Here is a 17724-nt window from a genome sequence, read left to right on the forward strand (position 1 = left end):
CGGCTCAGAGGAACGTGCGGCCCTCGCCCCGGTACGTCGGCACGGTCGCGGTCACCCGGTCGCCCTCGATCAGCTGCAACGCGTCGAAGCGCTCGCACATCTCACCGGCCTTGGCGTGCCGGAACCACACCTTGTCGCCGATCAGCAGATCGTCCGCCGCGGCACCGAGCAGCGGCGTCTGCACCTCGCCCGGCCCCTCCTGCGGGTCGTAGCGCAGCCCCTCGGGCAGGTACGGCACGGGCAGCCGGTCCTGCCCGGCGGGACCGGACGCCGGGTAGCCGCCGCCGAGCACGGTCACCACCCCCACCCCCGGGCGGCGCACCACCGGATGGGCGAACAGCGCCGCCGGACGGCCCGTGAACGAGGTGTAGTTGTCGAACAGCCTCGGCACGTAGAGCCCCGACCCGGCCGCGATCTCGGTCACCGCCCGCTCGGCCGCCGTGTGCTGCACGCTGCCGGTGCCGCCGCCGTTCACGAACTCCAGGTCCGGCGCCACCGCCCGGACCGCGCGCACCACCTCGGCCCGCCGCGCGGCCAGCTCCTTGCGGCCCGCGGCCTGCATCAGCCGGACCGCCCGGGACCGCAGCGGCCGGCCCGCGACCGCGTCCCCGACCCCGGCGATGTGCCCCTCGTACGCCATCAGCCCCACCAGGCGGAAGCCCGGCCGGCGGGCCACCGAGCGCGCCAGCTCCGCCAGTTGGGCGGGGGAGCGCAGCGGGGAGCGCAGGGCGCCGATCCGGACCCGGCCGCCGAGCATCCGGAGCGAGGTGTCCAGCTCCAGGCAGACCCGGATCTCCTCGCGGCCGCCCGCCCGGGCCGCGTCGATCAGTTCCAGCTGCGCGTGGTCGTCGACCATCACCGTCACCGCGGCGGCCAGCTTCGGATCGGCGGCCAGCTCCGCGAGCGCCGCCCGGTCGGCCGTCGGATAGGCGAGCAGCACGTCCTCGAAACCGGCCCGCGCCAGCCACAGCGACTCGGCCAGCGTGAACGACATGATCCCGGCGAACCCCGGCCGGGCCAGCACCCGTTCCAGCAGTGCCCGGCAGCGTACCGACTTGCTCGCCACCCGGATCGGCTTCCCGCCCGCGCGGCGGACCAGATCGTCGGCATTGGCGTCGAACGCGTCCAGATCGACGACGGCGATCGGGGCGTCCAGATGGGCGGTGGCCCGGTTGTACCGGGTCCGGTCAGCGGCACGGGCAGTCATGGCCGCAGCTTGCCAGACGTCCGTACCGCTGGGTAGGGGGATGTTCCGCGCAGATCGTCAGGGGTCGGACGAGCGGCTCCCGCCGGGACGGTCCCACCCCGTAGAGTGACGGAACGCGGCAACCAACGGGCCTGCCTGCGACGTCGATCCGCGCATGGTACGGAACGGGACCAGGGAGACGGATGAGTACCGAGGCGCAGCGCGCTCCTGTCCCGCCCCGCCCCACGACCCCGTCGGAGTCCTCGGACCCCCCGCCCGTACCCGCCGCGGACCCGCCCGCCCCGCCGAGCCCCGCCGCGCCGCCGTCCGCCGTGCCCGGCCCCGCTCCGGAGAGCGGGGCGGAGACCACGGCCCGGCTCCGGCCCGTACCTCCGGCCCCCGCCGCGCCTCCCGCCGCCGTCCCCGATCCCGCCCCGGCGTCCGGGCCCGGCATCCCGCCGGTCCCCGCCCAGCCGCCCGCGGCCACCCGGCGCAGACCCGTGGGAGCGGTGGACCTGACACCGCCCTCGGGAGCCCCGCCGCACCCGGGCCCGTACGTGTACCCGAGGCCGTTCGTCGCCCCGCGTCCCGAGACGCCCGCCGAGACCACCACCCGGCTGCGCCCGATCCGTACCCGCCACCCCGCCCGGACGGCTGCCGCCGCGGTCTGCGTCGTGCTCGGCCTCGGGCTGATCGGTGGCGCGGCCACCGGCGCCTGGCTCACCAGCGACTCCTCCGCCGACGGCGCGCGCGGCGCCTACGCGGTGGGCCGGTCCGCCTGGCACAGCGTCCCCGTGGACACCCTCTTCCCCCGCACGCTGCGCGGCGACGGGGCGGGCCCCGGCGGCGCCGACCGGGTCTGGACGCGCCTCGCCGTCGCCCCGGACAGCGGCTGCGGCCCCGCGCTGGACCCGCTGCTGGCCCGGGCGCTCGGCCCGGCCGGCTGCGAACGGCTGGTCCGCGCCACCTACGTCGACGCCACCACCAGCAGCGTCACCACCGTCGGGATCGTCTTCACCGAGGGCGACGCGGCCGCGATGAAGGCCCTGGGCGCCCGCTTCGCCGACCAGCGCCTGGACCGGCGCACCGACCTGATGCCCCGCACCTACCCGGTGAAGGGAACGGCCGCCGCCGGATTCGGCGACCGGCAACGGGCCAGTTGGTCGGTCCATGTGCTGACCGAGGTCCCCGCCGTCGTCTTCGCGGTCTCCGGCTTCGCCGACGGACGTACCGTCACCGACCCGCAGCCCGCCGCCGCTGCCGTGACCGAGGGAGCGACGACCGCGGCCGCCCAGGCGGGAATGGGCCACGAGGCCAAGGGCATCGCCGACCGGACCGAGCGCGGCCTGCGCCGTACCGTCACCGACCTCATGGAGAAGCCGGAATGAGCCGCAGCCGACGCCGGCACCGCGTCCTCGGCGCGGTCTGCGCCGCCACCGCGCTCGCGCTGCTGCCCGCGCACCCGGCCGGCGCCGACGCCATCCGGGACCAGCAGTGGGGGCTCGACGCGCTCCACACCGGCCAGGCCTGGCGGACCACCAAGGGCCGGGGCATCACCGTCGCCGTCGTCGACACCGGCGTGGACGGCAGCCTGCCCGACCTGGCCGGCCAGGTGCTGCCCGGCAAGGACATGATCGGCTTCGGAGCCGGCCGGGGCGACCGCTCCTGGGCCCGGCACGGTACGGCGATGGCGGGCATCATCGCGGGCCGCGGCCACGGCCCGGCCCGCGACGACGGGGTGCTCGGCATCGCGCCCGAGGCGAAGATCCTCCCTGTCCGGGTGATCCTCGAAGCCTCCGACCCGTCCCGCTCCAAGGCCCGCAAGTCACGCGGCACGGCCCTCGCCGACGGCATCCGCTGGGCCGCCGACCACGGCGCCGACGTCATCAACCTCTCGCTCGGCGACGACAGCAGGTCCGCCCACCCCGAGGCGGGCGAGGACGCCGCCATCCGGTACGCGCTGGGCAAGGGGGCCGTCGTGGTGGCCTCCGCCGGCAACGGCGGCGAGAAGGGCGACCACATCTCGTACCCCGCCGCCTACCCCGGGGTGATCGCGGTCGCCGCCGTCGACCGGTACGGCACCCACGCCGCGTTCTCCACCCGCCGCTGGTACGCCACGGTCAGCGCCCCCGGGGTCGACGTCGTCGTCGCCTCGCCGGACCGCCAGTACTACATCGAGTGGGGCACCTCCGCCGCCGCCGCGTTCGTCTCGGGCGCCGTCGCGCTGGTCCGCGCCGCCCACCCCGGACTGTCGCCCGCCCAGATCAAGAAGCTCCTCACCGACACGGCCCGCAGCGCCCCCGCGTCCGGCCGCGACGACGCCCGCGGCTACGGCATCGTCGATCCGGCCGCGGCGATCGAGGCCGGAGCGGCGCTCCGCCCGGCCGGAACGCGCGCCGAGGCCGCCGGGGCCGGCTACCGGAAGCGGTACTTCGGCCCGGGACCGGCCGCCGCGCACCGCGACGGCGGGCCGGCCGGCTGGCTCGCCGCCGGTGCGGGCGGCCTCGGCGCGGTCCTGCTGGCCACCGCCGTGGTGCTCTGGCGCGGCCGGGGCCGCACCGCCGCCCGGCGCTGACCCAGCCCTGTTGCCGGGCCGGGAGGACCCAGGCACTACGCTCGCCCTGTGGCGCAGAAGAACATTCCGGACCCCGGATACTCCGACGACGACGGCTCCGCCGACCCGGCACTCACCGCGGCCCTGGCGGCCTGGGCCGAGGACCGCACGGCGGTCGGCCCGGTACTCGAAGCCCTCCGGGGCACCCGGCTGCTGGTCCCGGTCGTCGCCGTCCTGGGGGAGGTCGAGGAGGACGAGAACGGGCTGCGTCGGGAGAAGACCAGCGACATGGCCGTCCCCACGCTCCAGGCGGGTGACCGCCGCGCCCTGCCGGCCTTCACCTCCACCGACTCGCTGGCCCGCTGGGACCCGGCGGCCCGCCCCGTGGCCGTCCCCCTGCACCAGGCGCTGCAGGCCGCCGCGCACGAGAAGGCGGACACGGTCGTCCTCGACATGGCCGGACCGGTCGCCTTCGAGCTGACCGGCCCCGCGCTGCTCGCCCTCGCCGAGGGCCGCACCAGCACCGACCCGCTGGACGACCCGGCCGTCACCTCGGCGGTGCGCGAGGCGGTCGCCGCCGAGCCCGCCGTCCTCCGGGCCCATCTCGGCCCCGGCAGCACCGACGGCACCCTCGCCCTGGTCCTCGCCCCCGGCGCGGAGCCCGCCGAGGCGGCCCGCCGGGTCGCCGGGCGGCTGGCGGCCGACGAGACCCTCCGCGCCCGTCTGGTGCGCGGACTCGACCTCGCCCTGCTGCCGGCCGACGCCGCCGCGCCGGGCGAGCCCCTGTTCACCCGCTGACCGCGCGGACCACGCCGAACGCGTGAGCCCCCTGCCGGTGTGCGGCAGGGGGCTCACGCGTTCACGGGCCGGGGAACTCCCGGTTCTCAGCCGAAGACGGGACCGGTGTACTTCTCGCCGGGGCCCTGACCGGGCTCGTCCGGCACCAGCGACGCCTCGCGGAAGGCGAGCTGGAGCGACTTCAGGCCGTCCCGCAGCGGGGCCGCGTGGAAGGAGCTGATCTCCGTGGCGCTGGCGTCCAGGAGGCCGGCCAGCGCGTGGACGAGCTTGCGGGCCTCGTCGAGGTCCTTGTGCTGGTCGCCGTCCTCGGTCAGCCCGAGCTTCACGGCGGCCGCGCTCATCAGATTGACCGCGACCGTCACGATCACCTCGACCGCGGGCACCTCCGCGATGTCGCGGGCCATGTCGTCGAAGCCGGGGGAATCACTGCTGGGGGTCGCGTCACTCATGGGCCATACGATAGGCCCACCCCGGATCCGCCCCGTCCGCGGGAGCGGCGGACGGCAGCGGGTTAGCGCGTGCCCCGGGGAGCTGCTAACCTTGTGTAACGACCGGCTGGGCAGCTATGTGCCCGGCCCACAAGTGGAGGCTCCGATCTCCCACCTGACCGCCCCACCGGGCGGCGGGTCATCCGGTCAGGCGGTGACCATCGTTCCGTACGGACGATGGGACCGCCCGATGTGCCCCGCGGTTGACCGCGGTGGTTCCGGTTGTTCCAGGAGCCCCGCCTGTGTCCCGTCCGGGGCATTTTTCTTGCGCTGGTGCGGTTGGTCTCAGGAAACAGACGTTACGTGGCTGTCCGCCAGACGGCCGCGTGGTGCTACCGAGGAGGATCCATCAGCGCCGAGCCCCGCATCAACGACCGGATTCGCGTTCCCGAGGTGCGACTTGTCGGTCCCAGCGGCGAGCAGGTCGGGATTGTTCCGCTTGCCAAGGCCCTGGAGCTCGCACAGGAGTACGACCTCGACCTGGTCGAGGTGGCGGCGACCGCCCGTCCGCCCGTGTGCAAGCTCATGGACTACGGGAAGTTCAAGTACGAGTCGGCCATGAAGGCCCGTGAGGCGCGCAAGAACCAGGCGCACACGGTCATCAAGGAGATGAAGCTCCGGCCGAAGATCGACCCGCACGACTACGACACCAAGAAGGGTCACGTCGTCCGGTTCCTCAAGCAGGGCGACAAGGTCAAGATCACGATCATGTTCCGTGGTCGTGAGCAGTCCCGACCCGAGCTGGGCTTCCGTCTGCTCCAGCGTCTGGCTTCGGACGTGGAGGAACTCGGCTTCATCGAGTCCAACCCGAAGCAGGACGGCCGGAACATGATCATGGTTCTGGGCCCGCACAAGAAGAAGACCGAAGCCATGGCCGAGGCCCGTGAGGCCCAGGCCGCCCGCAAGGCGGAGCGCCAGGGTTCCACCCCCGACGCCGAGGCTCCGGCCGAGACACCTTCCGAGGCCTGACCCCAGGGGCCGCCAACCAGGCGGCCCCGGGTCTCCCCGGAAGCCCCCATCAAGATCTGACGCCCCTGCTGTCCGGTGCCCGCACCGCGAGGGGCGCCACTGACGAGGAGAGAACGGCGCGATGCCGAAGAACAAGACCCACAGCGGTACCAGCAAGCGCTTCAAGATCACCGGCTCCGGCAAGGTGCTCCGTGAGCGCGCGGGCAAGCGCCACCTTCTTGAGCACAAGTCGTCCAAGAAGACCCGCTCGCTGACCGGCACGGTCGTGGCGGCTCCGGCCGACGCCAAGAAGATCAAGAAGCTTCTCGGCAAGTGAGTCCGCGGCCCGCGGTGAATCCGTGGGCGGCGCATTCGCGGGCGGTGCATTCGCCCCAGACCGGGACCGAATCGTTTTCGGGTCGTGTGAGTCCAACCACGGCCCCGCTACAAGGAGTTAACAAGTGGCACGCGTCAAGCGGGCAGTAAACGCTCACAAGAAGCGTCGGGCGATCCTCGAGCAGGCCAGCGGCTACCGGGGCCAGCGTTCCCGCCTGTACCGCAAGGCGAAGGAGCAGGTCACCCACTCCCTCGTCTACAACTACAACGACCGCAAGAAGCGCAAGGGCGACTTCCGTCAGCTGTGGATCCAGCGCATCAACGCCGCTGCCCGCCAGAACGGCATGACGTACAACCGCCTCATCCAGGGTCTGAAGGCCGCCAACATCGAGGTGGACCGCAAGATCCTGGCCGAGCTCGCGGTCAACGACAGCAACGCGTTCGCCGCTCTCGTCGAGGTCGCCCAGAAGGCCCTCCCGAGCGACGTCAACGCCCCGAAGGCCGCCTGATCCAGGTCGCACCTCCAGCCTTCCGAGCCGGACCCGCAGGCGCCCGCCGTCTGCGGGTCCGGTGCGTTGCACGACCGTTTCGCACGTCCGCCCCCTCCGCACCCAGAGAGGCCGCCGACCATGGGCACCCCCGAACTGATCTCCCCGCGATCCCCGCGCGTCACCGCCGCCCGGCGGCTGGCCAAGCGCAATTTCCGCGGCAAGGAGCGCCGGTTCATCGCCGAGGGGCCGCAGGCCGTGCGGGAGGCCGCCGAGCACCGCGGCGGTGACGGCACCCCCACCCTGACCGAGCTGTTCGCCACGGTCGAGGCGGCCGAGCGGTACGCCGACATCGTCGCCGCCGCCCACGAGGCGGGCGCCCGGGTGCACCTCGCCGACGGCGACGTGCTCGCCGACGTCTCGCAGACCGTCACCCCGCAGGGCCTGATCGGCGTCTGCCGCTTCCTGGACACCCCGTTCGAGGAGATCCTGGCCGCCGGGCCGAGACTCGTCGCCGTCCTCGCCCACGTACGCGACCCCGGCAACGCCGGTACGGTGCTGCGCTGCGCCGACGCGGCGGGCGCCGACGCCGTGGTGCTCACCGACGCCTCGGTGGACCTCTACAACCCCAAGTCCGTCCGGGCCTCGGTCGGCTCGCTCTTCCACCTGCCGGTCGCCGTCGGCGTACCGGTCGAGCGGGCCGTGAGCGGGCTGCGGGAGGCGGGCGTGCGCATCCTCGCCGCCGACGGGGCGGGCGCCGACGACCTCGACGACGAGCTCGACGCCGGGACCATGGGGGGCCCGACCGCCTGGGTCTTCGGCAACGAGGCGTGGGGCCTGCCCGAGGAGACCCGGGCGCTGGCCGACGCCGTCGTACGGGTGCCCATCCACGGCAAGGCGGAGAGCCTCAACCTGGCCACGGCGGCGGCCGTCTGCCTGTACGCCTCCGCGCGGGCCCAGCGCCGGAGCTGACCGCACCGGGCCGGCCGGTCCCCCAGAGCCACCGCGGGGTGTCGCTCCGTCACCGGCGACTAGTAGGGTGGCGCACTCGGGGCCCACTGCACCGGTTCGAGAGGTGGGATAGGGGATATGGCTGTCGGCATGAGCAGGCCGCACGGGACGCACGCGGCCGTCGCGCACGCCGGACAACCCCTCGCGACGGACATCCTGGAGCCCGGAGTCGCCGGCACGGGCCTCGCCCCCGACGACCTGCCCGACGGCCTGGTCGTCGCCGACGAGACCGGCCGGGTCATCTGCTTCAACTCCGCCGCCGTCCGGATCACCGCGGTGCCCCGGGACACCGCCCTCGGCAGCCCCCTGGAGAACGCCCTGCCCCTGGAGGACCTCAAGGGCCGCCGCTGGTGGCCCCTGACCGACCCGTACGGCGGGCTCGCCACCCGGGTCGGCCAGCCCGAGCGCCATCTGCTGCTCCCCGGCGGCCGCGAGGTCCTGGTCTCCGCCCGCTACGTGCGCGAGCACCCGACCGGGCCGGTGCGCCGGGTGGTGGTGTCGCTGCGCGGCACCGAGGCCCGCCGCCGCAACGAGCGCAGCCACGCCGAGCTGATCGCCACGGTCGCCCACGAGCTGCGCTCCCCGCTGACCTCCGTCAAGGGCTTCACCGCGACCCTCCTCGCCAAGTGGGAGCGGTTCACCGACGACCAGAAGCGCCTGATGCTGGAGACGGTCGACGCCGACGCAGGCCGGGTCACCCGGCTCATCGCCGAGCTGCTCGACATCTCCCGGATCGACTCCGGCCGCCTGGAGCTGCGCCGCCAGCCCGTCGACCTCTCCGCCGCCGTCGAACGCCACGTCCAGGCCCTCACGGCCGGCGGCCTCCCGCCCGACCGCTTCCTCGTCCGGACCTGCCAGCCGCTGCCCGTGGTCTGGGCCGACCCGGACAAGGTCGACCAGGTGCTCGGCAACCTCCTGGAAAACGCGGTGCGGCACGGCGAGGGAACCGTCACCATTGACGTCGAACCCGCACCCGCGAAGAGCGACGAGAAGGGAACGGCCGTCACCGTGACCGATGAGGGCTCCGGCATCCCCGAGGAGTCGATGGGCCGCGTCTTCACCCGCTTCTGGCGGGGGAGCAAGCGCGGCGGCACGGGCCTGGGCCTCTACATCGTCAAGGGCATCGTCGAGGCGCACGGCGGCACGATCACGGTCGGCCGCGGCCCCGGCGGCGGCGCGGAGTTCCGATTTATTCTGCCGGTGAGCACGCCGGCGTACATGAACTGAGGGCCGTCCCGTCACCCGGCCCGGTCGCGGAGCGATCGAGCGGGCCGACGGCGGGCCACGGGCGGGACCGGACCGCCCACGGACCCTTTGCACATCCGGTGGCCCTTAGACTCGACCTTTGGCACCTTTGCGTCCTCCAGTCGTCGATCGGGGCCATGGGGGCGGGGACGTTCCCCGGCAAGCGCAGTATCAGCCAATCGGAAGCACGGGAAGAGATGTCGGCACCGAACAAGTCGTACGACCCAGTCGAGGTCGAGGCACTGAAACCGGAAGAGATCGAGCGCATGCGGGACGAGGCGCTCGCCGCCTTCGCCGCCGCCGGTGACCTCGACGCGCTCGCCCAGGCGAAGACCGCGCACACGTCGGGCACGTCGCCGCTGTCGCTCGCCAACCGCGAGATCGGCGCACTGCCGCCGCAGGCCAAGGCCGAGGCCGGCAAGCGCGTGGGCCAGGCCCGCGCCGCCGTCGGCCGCGCCCTCGCGGCCCGCCAGGCGGAGCTGGAGGCCGAGCGGGACGCCCGCGTGCTGGTCGAGGAGGCGGTGGACGTCACACTGCCGTACGACCGCGTCCCGGCCGGGGCCCGGCACCCGCTGACCACGCTCATGGAGCGCGTCGCGGACGTCTTCGTCGCCATGGGCTACGAGGTCGCCGAGGGCCCCGAGGTCGAAGCGGAGTGGTTCAACTTCGACGCCCTGAACTTCGTGCCCGACCACCCGGCCCGGCAGATGCAGGACACCTTCTTCGTCGAGGGCGCCGACGGCGCGAAGACCGACGAGTCCGGTGTCGTGCTGCGCACCCACACCTCGCCGGTCCAGGCCCGCACCCTGCTCGACCGCGAGCCCCCGGTCTACGTGGTCTGCCCCGGCCGCGTCTACCGCACCGACGAGCTCGACGCCACGCACACCCCGGTCTTCCACCAGATCGAGCTGCTCGCCGTCGACGAGGGCCTCACCATGGCCGACCTCAAGGGCACCCTCGACCACATGGTCCGGGCGCTCTTCGGCCCGGACATGAAGACCCGGCTCCGGCCGAACTTCTTCCCGTTCACCGAGCCGTCCGCCGAGATGGACATGGTCTGCTACGTCTGCCGCGGCGCGTCCGTCGGCAACCCGGACCGCCCCTGCCGCACCTGCGGCAGCGAGGGCTGGATCGAGCTCGGCGGCTGCGGCATGGTCAACCCGAAGGTGCTCACCGCCTGCGGCGTCGACCCCGAGAAGTACAGCGGATTCGCCTTCGGGTTCGGCATCGAACGGATGCTGATGTTCCGCCACAACGTAGAAGACATGCGAGACATGGTCGAGGGTGACATCCGGTTCACCCGGCCGTTCGGGATGGAGATCTGATGCGCGTCCCGCTTTCCTGGCTGCGGGAATACGTCGACCTGCCGGCGACGGAGACCGGCCGAGACGTACAGGCCAAGCTCGTCGGCGTCGGCCTGGAGGTCGAGACCGTCGAGCAGCTCGGCGCCGGCCTCAAGGGCCCGCTGGTCGTCGGACAGGTGCTGACCATCGAGGAGCTGGAGGGCTTCAAGAAGCCGATCCGCTTCTGCACGGTCGACGTCGGCGACGCCAACGGCACCGGCGAGCCGCAGGAGATCGTCTGCGGCGCCCGCAACTTCGCCGTCGGCGACAAGGTCGTCGTGGTCCTCCCCGGCGCCGTGCTGCCCGGCGACTTCGCGATCGCCGCCCGCAAGACGTACGGCAAGACCTCGCACGGCATGATCTGCTCCACCGACGAGCTCGGCATGGGCGACGACGGCACGCACGGCATCATCGTGCTGCCGCCGGAGCACGAGGCGGGCACCGACGCGATCGAGCTGCTCCAGCTCGTCGACGAGGTCCTCGACATCGCCGTCACGCCCGACCGGGGCTACTGCCTCTCCCTGCGCGGCGTCGCCCGCGAGACCGCCATCGCGTACGGGCTGCCGCTGCGCGACCCGGCGCTGCTGGACGTGCCCGCGCCGAACGCGTACGGCTACCCGGTCAAGATCGCCGACCCGATCGGCTGCGACCGCTTCACCGCGCGCACCGTCGTCGGCCTCCAGCCCGAGGCCCGTTCCCCGATCTGGCTCCAGCGCCGGCTGCAGAAGGCCGGGATGCGCCCGATCTCGCTGGCCGTCGACGTCACCAACTACGTGATGCTGGAGCTCGGCCAGCCGCTGCACGCCTACGACCGCACCCGCGTGGACGGGCCGATCGGGGTCCGCCGCGCCCAGCAGGGCGAGAAGCTCACCACCCTCGACGGCGCGGTCCGCGTGCTGGACGCCGAGGACCTGGTCATCACCGACAACCGCGGGCCGATCGGCCTCGCGGGCGTCATGGGCGGCGCCAACACCGAGATCGCGGACGTCCAGGAGGGCGAGCACCGCACCACCGAGGTCGTCATCGAGGCCGCGCACTTCGACGCGATCTCGATCGCCCGGACGGCGCGCCGCCACAAGCTGTCCTCCGAGGCGTCCAAGCGCTTCGAGCGCGGCGTCGACCCGCAGGCCGCCGCTGCCGCCGCACAGCGCACCGTCGACCTGCTGGTCCTGCTCGCCGGCGGCACCGCCGAGGCCGGGGTCACCGAGATCAGCGCGCCCTCCGCGCCCCGCACCATCGCGATGCCCGCGGACCACCCCGACCGGGTGGCCGGTGTCGCGTACGGCCGCGAGACCGTCGTACGCCGCCTCCAGGAGGTCGGCTGCGACGTCTACGGGCAGGACGAGCTGATCGTCACCGTGCCGTCCTGGCGCCCCGACCTCTGCGAGCCGAACGACCTCGCCGAGGAGGTCATCCGGCTGGAGGGCTACGAGAACCTCCCGTCCACCCTCCCCACCCCGCCGTCCGGCCGGGGGCTCACCGACCACCAGCGGCTGCACCGCCGCATCGGCCGGGCGCTCGCCGGGGCCGGCTACGTGGAGGCGCTGAACTACCCGTTCATCGGCGAGGCCGTCCTCGACCAGCTCGGGCTCGACAGCGAGGACGACCGCCGCCGCACCGTCCGCCTCGTCAACCCGCTCTCCGACGAGGAGCCCGCGCTGCGCACCACGCTGCTGCCCGGACTGCTCGGCGCGCTGCGGCGCAACGACGGCCGCGGCAGCCACGACCTCGCGCTCTTCGAGACCGGCCTGGTCTTCCGGCCGACCGGCGGCGAGACCAAGGCCGTCCGGCTGCCCGTCGACCACCGTCCCGCCGACGAGCAGATCGCCGCGCTCGACGCCGCGCTGCCGCGTCAGCCGCGCCGGGCCGCGGTGGTCCTCGCGGGCGCCCGCGAGCAGGCCGGCTGGTGGGGCAGGGGCCGTCCGGCCGACTGGGCGGACGCCGTCGAGGCCGCCCGCACCATCGCCCGCGAGGCCGGTGTCGAACTGATCGTCCGCAGCGACCGCCACGCCCCGTGGCACCCGGGCCGCTGCGCCGCGCTGTACGTTCTGGTCGACGGCGAGGAGACCCTCTTCGGCCACGCGGGCGAGCTGCACCCGCGGGTCGTCAAGGACCTCCACCTCCCCGAGCGCAGCTGCGCCATGGAGGTCGAGCTCGACGTACTGGAGAAGGCCGTCGACGGCGCGCTCCAGGCGCCGCGGATCTCCACCTTCCCGGTGGCGACCCAGGACGTCGCACTGATCGTCGCGGAGAACGTCCCGGCCGCCGACGTGGAGCGGGCGCTGCGCGAGGGCGCGGGCGAACTCCTCGAATCGATCCGGCTGTTCGACGTCTTCACCGGCGAGCAGATCGGCGGGGGCCGCAAGTCCCTGGCGTACGCGCTGCGCTTCCGCGCGGCGGACCGCACGCTGACCGTCGACGAGGCGTCGGCGGCGCGCGACGCGGCGGTGGCGCTCGCCACCGAGCGGACGGGCGCGGTGCTGCGCGGCGCGTAGCACCCGCACCCCGCGCGGAACAGCAAGGAGGGGCGCACCCGGCCATCGGGTGCGCCCCTCCCGCGTGCTCGCCGGGCGGTGAGGACCGCGTCCGGGCGATGGCCCGGCTCCACCCTCCGATCGATGGGCAGTGGGTCGTGCGGTCCGGCACCGTCCGTACCGCCGCGGAGTGTCGGGCAGGTCGGCGGGACGGACGGTGCGGGAGCGGGCCGTCGTGCCGTACGAGGGGGAGCAGACGACCCGGCCGCCTCTTGCGAGACGACTGATTCAACCGATCTCCGGGCCGGTGCGACAGGGTGCGCGGCGGGACGGTTCGGGCATTGCGTTCACACCCCGTGTGAATCGTGCTCCACTGGGGTGACACGCCTCGGCGTGCCGAACCACCTAGAGGGGCACACATGGGGGCAACGGAGCCCAACGTTCTGCTGGCTGCCCTGATCGAGGAGGCGGGGGTCTCCCGGGCCGGTCTGGCCGCGCACATCAACCGGGCCGGGCGGGTCCGCGGTCTGCGGCTGCGGTACGAGCACACCGCGGTGGCCCGCTGGCTGAAGGGGCAGCGCCCGCGCGGCGAGGTGCCCGACCTGATCTGCGAGGTGCTCGGCCACCGGCTGAACAGGCCCGTCGCGCTCGACGACATCGGCATGGCGGCCCCGGGCACCGGCGCGGTGGTGCCCGCCTCCCCGCTGGGCGGCTTCGTCGAGCGGGCCACCGCGCTGTGGCGGTCCGACGACTCCCGGAGCCCGCAGGGCCTCGTCCCGGCGGCCGTCACCGGCACCGCGGCGGTGATGCCGGTCTGGGAGTGGGAGAACCCTCCGGAGGACCTCGACGTGTCCCGGGACGGGCCGGCCCGGGTCTCCATGGCCGACATAGTGACGTTGCGCGCGGCCCGTGCCCACTACGAACTGATGTACCGCCGGGCGGGCGGGATCGCGACCCGCTCCCGCGTCGTCGGCTTCCTCAACGCCGGGACCGCACCGCTGCTGCGCGGCGGCTACAGCGACGCGATGGGGCGGCGGCTGCACCGGGCGGCGGGCGGCCTGGTCGCGGTCGCCGGGATCTGCGCCTACGACTCCGACGCGCACGGCCTGGCCCAGCGCTACTTCCACCAGGCGCTCCGGCTGGCGAAGGCGAGCGGCGACCGGGGGTTCGGCGGCTATGTGATCGCCCTGCTGGTCAACCAGTCGCTGCTGCTCGCCGACTACCGGCAGTCGGTGGCCTTCGCCCAGGCGGCGCTGCGGGCGGCCAAGGGGCACATCAGCCCCGCACTCGCCGCCGACCTGTACGCGATGCAGGCCAAGGCGTACGCCCGGCTCGGCGACGCGGCCGGTGCGCGGGAGTGCATCCGGCGGGCCGAGGCGGAGGCCGCCCGGATCACCCCGGGCCTGGAGCCGGACGAGACCGGGTACGTCCAGCCGGGGCTGGTCGATGTGCAGGTGGCCGAGGCGCTGCTGGGGATCGGCGATCTGCCCGGTGCCCGGGAGCACGCCGCCAACGCCGTGCGCGCCCCCGCGCACGACCGGGGCCGGGTGCACCGGCTGGCGATGCTCACCCATGTCGAGCTCCGGCAGGGCGAGGCGGACCGGGCGGCGGCCACGGCGGTGGAGATGGCGGAGCGGGCCCGGGGCATGGAGTCGCGGCGGCTGCGCGACCGGCTGTGCGCCGTGCGCGAGGAGTTGATCGCGAGCGGCTGCGCGGACGCGGGCCGGGCCGCCGAACTGATCGACGGAGCGCTCCGCGTGCCGCTGTGAGCCGTCTTCCGCCTGGACCGGTGCGTTCCGTTCCGGTGCCGCTCCTGCTGCGATATGGCCACCTCTTCGTCGAAAGGCGGCAGAAACGTGCAGTGGGCGAATCTGAACGAACAGACCGTGTATGAGAATCGCTGGTTCCGGGTCAACCTCGCGGATGTGGTCGTCCCCGGGGGCCAGCACCTCGACCACTACCTCATCCGGCTGCGCCCGGTCGCGGCGGCCACCGTCGTCAACGAGGCCGACGAGGTGCTGCTGCTCTGGCGGCACCGGTTCATCACGGACAGCTGGGGCTGGGAGCTGGCCGCCGGGGTCGTGGAGGACGGCGAGGAGCTCGCGTCCGCCGCGGCCCGGGAGATGGAGGAGGAGACCGGCTGGCGCCCCGGCCCGCTCCGTCCGCTGCTGACCGTCGAGCCCTCCAACGGGCTCACCGACGCCCGGCACCACCTCTACTGGTCCGAGGAGGCGGCCTGGACCGGCGAGCCCCGGGACGCCTTCGAGTCCTCGCGCCGGGAGTGGGTGCCGCTCAAGCTGGTGCCGGAGCTGATCGCCCGGGGCGAGGTCCCGGCCGCGGGCATGGCCGCCGGGCTGATGATGCTCCACCACTTACGGCTGGGGTGAGCGCCCCGGGGGCGCCGGGGAACGCGTACGGGGCCGGCCCGGGGATCGCCCGGTCCGGCCCCGCTCGGGGTGACGACTGCGCGGGTCAGGCGTACGGGTAGAAGCCCGAACCGGTCTTGCGGCCGAGCCGGCCCGCGTCCACCATGCGCTGGAGCAGCGGCGGGGCGGCGTACAGCGGCTCCTTGAACTCCGCGTACATCGAGTCGGCGACCGAGGCGACCGTGTCGAGCCCGATCAGGTCGGAGAGCTTGAGCGGGCCCATCGGGTGGGCGCAGCCGAGCTCCATGCCGTTGTCGATGTCCTCGCGGCTGGCGATCCCCGACTCGAACATCCGGATGGCGGAGAGCAGGTACGGGATCAGCAGCGCGTTGACCACGAAACCGGACCGGTCCTGCGCCCGGATCGGGTGCTTGCCCAGCACGTCCTGGACCAGCGCCTCGGCGCGCCGCACCGTCTCGTCGGACGTGGTCAGCGCCGGGATCAGCTCGACGAGCTTCTGCACCGGGGCCGGGTTGAAGAAGTGGATGCCGATGACCTGGTCGGGGCGGGAGGTCGCCACGGCCAGCTTCACCAGCGGGATGGAGGAGGTGTTCGAGGCGAGGATCGCGTCCTGCCGGGTCACCACCTGGTCGAGCACCTGGAAGATCTCGGTCTTGACCTGCTCGTTCTCCACCACGGCCTCGATGACGAGGTCGCGGTCGGCGAACTCTCCCAGGTCGGTGGTGAAGGTCAGCCGGGCCAGCGTCTCGTCGCGCTCCTCGGTCGTGATCTTGCCGCGCGCGGCGGCCTTCGACAGGGAGGTGTGCAGCCGGGTGCGGCCGATCTCCAACGCCTCGCCGGTGGTCTCGGCCACCCGGACGTCGAGGCCGCTGCGGGCGCACACCTCGGCGATGCCCGCGCCCATCTGGCCACAACCCACCACTCCGACCCGTGCAATGTCGGCCATAGAGTCCGTCACCTCGTGCCTTTCGCTGTTCCGGGGGTCGCGGGTTCCCGTCCGATTCCGGTGCCCGCCCCGACCCCCCGACGTTACTCGCGTCCTGCGGGTCGGCGAGGGCCGGGGCGGGCATGCTCTGCGTTACGCCTGATAACTGGCGCGACAGATGTTGACGACGAGCACAGAGAGACGGCAGGTGCAGCGTGATGCGGCAGATGGCCCGAAGAGGCTTTGTGACGGGTGCGGCAGGTGTGGTCGCGGGGGTGATGGGCTCGGCCGTCGCGGCGGGTGACGCGGCGGCCGTCCCGGCCCGGCGGAACGACGTCCCGGGGACCGGCGCGGCGGGGCACCGGGGGCGCGGCCGCGCCGCCCGGCGCGAACTGCGCGGCATGTGGGTGGCGACCGTCGCCAATCTCGACTGGCCCTCGAAGACCGGGCTGTCGGCGTCGGCGCAGAAGGCCGAGCTGATCGCGTACCTGGACAAGGCGGTGGAGCTGCGGCTGAACACCGTCGTCCTCCAGGTCCGGCCGACCGCGGACGCGCTGTGGCCCTCGCCGTACGAGCCGTGGGCCCAGTACCTCACCGGCGTCCAGGGCAAGGACCCCGGCTGGGACCCGCTGGGCACCGCGGTGACCGAGGCCCACCGCCGGGGCCTGGAGCTGCACGCCTGGTTCAACCCGTACCGGGTCGCCAACCACACCGACCCGTCCCGGCTGGCCGCCACCCACCCGGCCAGGCTCCACCCCGACTGGGTCCTGCCGTACGGCGGGAAGCTCTACTACAACCCCGGCCTCCCCGAGGTCCGCCGCTTCGTCCAGGACGCGATGCTCGACGCGGTCCGCCGCTACGACATCGACGCCGTGCACTGGGACGACTACTTCTACCCGTACCCGGTCGCCGGGCAGGTCTTCGACGACGACGCCGCGTACGCCAAGTACGGGGCGGGCTTCCCGGACAAGGCGGCCTGGCGGCGCGACAACACCGACCGGCTGGTGCGGGAGACCGCCGAGCGGATCAAGGAGATCAGGAAGAGCGTCCAGTTCGGCATCAGCCCGTTCGGGGTGTGGCGCAACGCCTCGACCGACCCGCTCGGCTCCGACACCAAGGCGGGGGTGCAGACGTACGACGACCTGCACGCCGACACCCGCGGCTGGATCCGGAAGGGCTGGATCGACTACATCTGCCCGCAGATCTACTGGAACATCGGCTTCGCCGCCGCCGACTACGCCAAGCTGCTGACCTGGTGGAACGAGACCGTACGGGGGACGGGCGTCGACCTGTTCGTGGGGGAGGCGCTGTACAAGGCCGGCGACCCGGCCCAGCCCGCAGCCTGGCAGGACCCGGCCGAACTCTCCCGCCACCTCGACCTCGCCGCCGACCGGGACCAGGTCCGCGGCCATGTCTTCTTCTCCGGGAAGGACGTGGTCACCGACCGGATCGGGGCGATGGCCCGGGTGGTGGGCGACCACTACCGCAACCGGACCCGCCCGCCCCGCTGACGGGTGTCGCGGACGGGCCGGCCGGAGAAC

At 73.7% G+C, this 17724-nt stretch carries 16 protein-coding genes; 13 read left to right on the plus strand and 3 right to left on the minus strand.

All coding sequences use genetic code 11. The features are described 5' to 3' along the window. Positions 1 to 4 precede the first annotated feature (4 nt). Complete coding sequence (locus ACF08W_RS13410; protein WP_392279310.1) at positions 5 to 1207, minus strand: amino acid deaminase/aldolase; 1203 nt, start codon at positions 1205 to 1207, stop codon at positions 5 to 7. Between the two features lie 182 nt (positions 1208 to 1389). On the opposite strand from ACF08W_RS13410, the gene ACF08W_RS13415 reads away from it, so the two are divergent. From ACF08W_RS13415 to ACF08W_RS13425, 3 genes are read left to right on the plus strand one after another with little or no spacing between them, the layout of a single operon-like run. Then, positions 1390 to 2574, plus strand: a complete 1185-nt coding sequence (locus ACF08W_RS13415) for a hypothetical protein (protein WP_392279311.1) — start codon at positions 1390 to 1392, stop codon at positions 2572 to 2574. Next, positions 2571 to 3761, plus strand: a complete 1191-nt coding sequence (mycP, locus tag ACF08W_RS13420) for a type VII secretion-associated serine protease mycosin (RefSeq protein WP_392279312.1) — start codon at positions 2571 to 2573, stop codon at positions 3759 to 3761. Before ACF08W_RS13415 ends, mycP begins: the two co-directional genes overlap by 4 nt. Before the next feature lie 48 nt (positions 3762 to 3809). After that, entirely contained in the window at positions 3810 to 4538 is a 729-nt protein-coding gene (locus tag ACF08W_RS13425; protein ID WP_392279313.1) for an SseB family protein, read from the plus strand. Positions 4539 to 4624: 86 nt separating this feature from the next. Here the strand turns inward: ACF08W_RS13425 and ACF08W_RS13430 are convergent, their stop codons facing one another. After that, entirely contained in the window at positions 4625 to 4987 is a 363-nt protein-coding gene (locus tag ACF08W_RS13430) for a DUF1844 domain-containing protein (RefSeq protein WP_352277548.1), read from the minus strand. A gap of 342 nt (positions 4988 to 5329) precedes the next feature. Here ACF08W_RS13430 and infC point away from each other — a divergent pair, with 342 nt between their 5' ends. From infC to ACF08W_RS13475, 9 genes are all read left to right on the plus strand, one after another. Beyond that, positions 5330 to 5995, plus strand: coding sequence for a translation initiation factor IF-3 (gene infC / locus ACF08W_RS13435; RefSeq protein ID WP_352277547.1), 666 nt, complete (start codon positions 5330 to 5332; stop codon positions 5993 to 5995). Positions 5996 to 6116: 121 nt separating this feature from the next. Next, positions 6117 to 6311: a 50S ribosomal protein L35 gene (rpmI, locus tag ACF08W_RS13440; protein ID WP_352277545.1), complete on the plus strand. Its 195-nt coding sequence runs from the start codon at positions 6117 to 6119 to the stop codon at positions 6309 to 6311. 124 nt (positions 6312 to 6435) lie between these two features. Beyond that, positions 6436 to 6819 carry a 50S ribosomal protein L20 gene (rplT, locus tag ACF08W_RS13445; protein WP_072484442.1) on the plus strand — a complete coding sequence of 128 codons (384 nt, stop codon included), beginning with the start codon at positions 6436 to 6438 and terminating at the stop codon, positions 6817 to 6819. Positions 6820 to 6939: 120 nt separating this feature from the next. After that, positions 6940 to 7770 carry an RNA methyltransferase gene (locus ACF08W_RS13450; RefSeq protein WP_352277543.1) on the plus strand — a complete coding sequence of 277 codons (831 nt, stop codon included), beginning with the start codon at positions 6940 to 6942 and terminating at the stop codon, positions 7768 to 7770. 117 nt (positions 7771 to 7887) lie between these two features. After that, the gene (locus ACF08W_RS13455; RefSeq protein ID WP_392279314.1) at positions 7888 to 9036 is read left to right on the plus strand and encodes an ATP-binding protein; all 1149 of its coding nucleotides are present in this window, start codon (positions 7888 to 7890) and stop codon (positions 9034 to 9036) included. 215 nt (positions 9037 to 9251) lie between these two features. Continuing rightward, complete coding sequence (gene pheS, locus ACF08W_RS13460; protein ID WP_385210706.1) at positions 9252 to 10379, plus strand: phenylalanine--tRNA ligase subunit alpha; 1128 nt, start codon at positions 9252 to 9254, stop codon at positions 10377 to 10379. Then, a complete protein-coding gene (gene pheT / locus ACF08W_RS13465) occupies positions 10379 to 12892 on the plus strand; it encodes a phenylalanine--tRNA ligase subunit beta (protein ID WP_352277540.1) in 2514 nt (837 codons plus the stop codon). The genes pheS and pheT overlap by 1 nt, the downstream gene beginning before the upstream one ends. A gap of 398 nt (positions 12893 to 13290) precedes the next feature. After that, positions 13291 to 14640 carry a transcriptional regulator gene (locus tag ACF08W_RS13470; RefSeq protein ID WP_352277539.1) on the plus strand — a complete coding sequence of 450 codons (1350 nt, stop codon included), beginning with the start codon at positions 13291 to 13293 and terminating at the stop codon, positions 14638 to 14640. A gap of 87 nt (positions 14641 to 14727) precedes the next feature. After that, a complete protein-coding gene (locus ACF08W_RS13475; RefSeq protein WP_385210711.1) occupies positions 14728 to 15258 on the plus strand; it encodes an NUDIX hydrolase in 531 nt (176 codons plus the stop codon). A gap of 85 nt (positions 15259 to 15343) precedes the next feature. Here the strand turns inward: ACF08W_RS13475 and ACF08W_RS13480 are convergent, their stop codons facing one another. Further along, entirely contained in the window at positions 15344 to 16204 is an 861-nt protein-coding gene (locus tag ACF08W_RS13480) for a 3-hydroxybutyryl-CoA dehydrogenase (protein WP_352277535.1), read from the minus strand. Positions 16205 to 16428: 224 nt separating this feature from the next. Between ACF08W_RS13480 and ACF08W_RS13485 the strand changes: the two genes are divergently transcribed. Beyond that, positions 16429 to 17694: a glycoside hydrolase family 10 protein gene (locus ACF08W_RS13485; RefSeq protein WP_392279315.1), complete on the plus strand. Its 1266-nt coding sequence runs from the start codon at positions 16429 to 16431 to the stop codon at positions 17692 to 17694. The last annotated feature ends 30 nt before the right edge of the window (positions 17695 to 17724 follow it).

The sequence above is a fragment of the Streptomyces sp. NPDC015144 genome (genome assembly GCF_043079735.1).
In the GTDB taxonomy this organism is placed as follows: Bacteria; Actinomycetota; Actinomycetes; order Streptomycetales; family Streptomycetaceae; genus Streptomyces.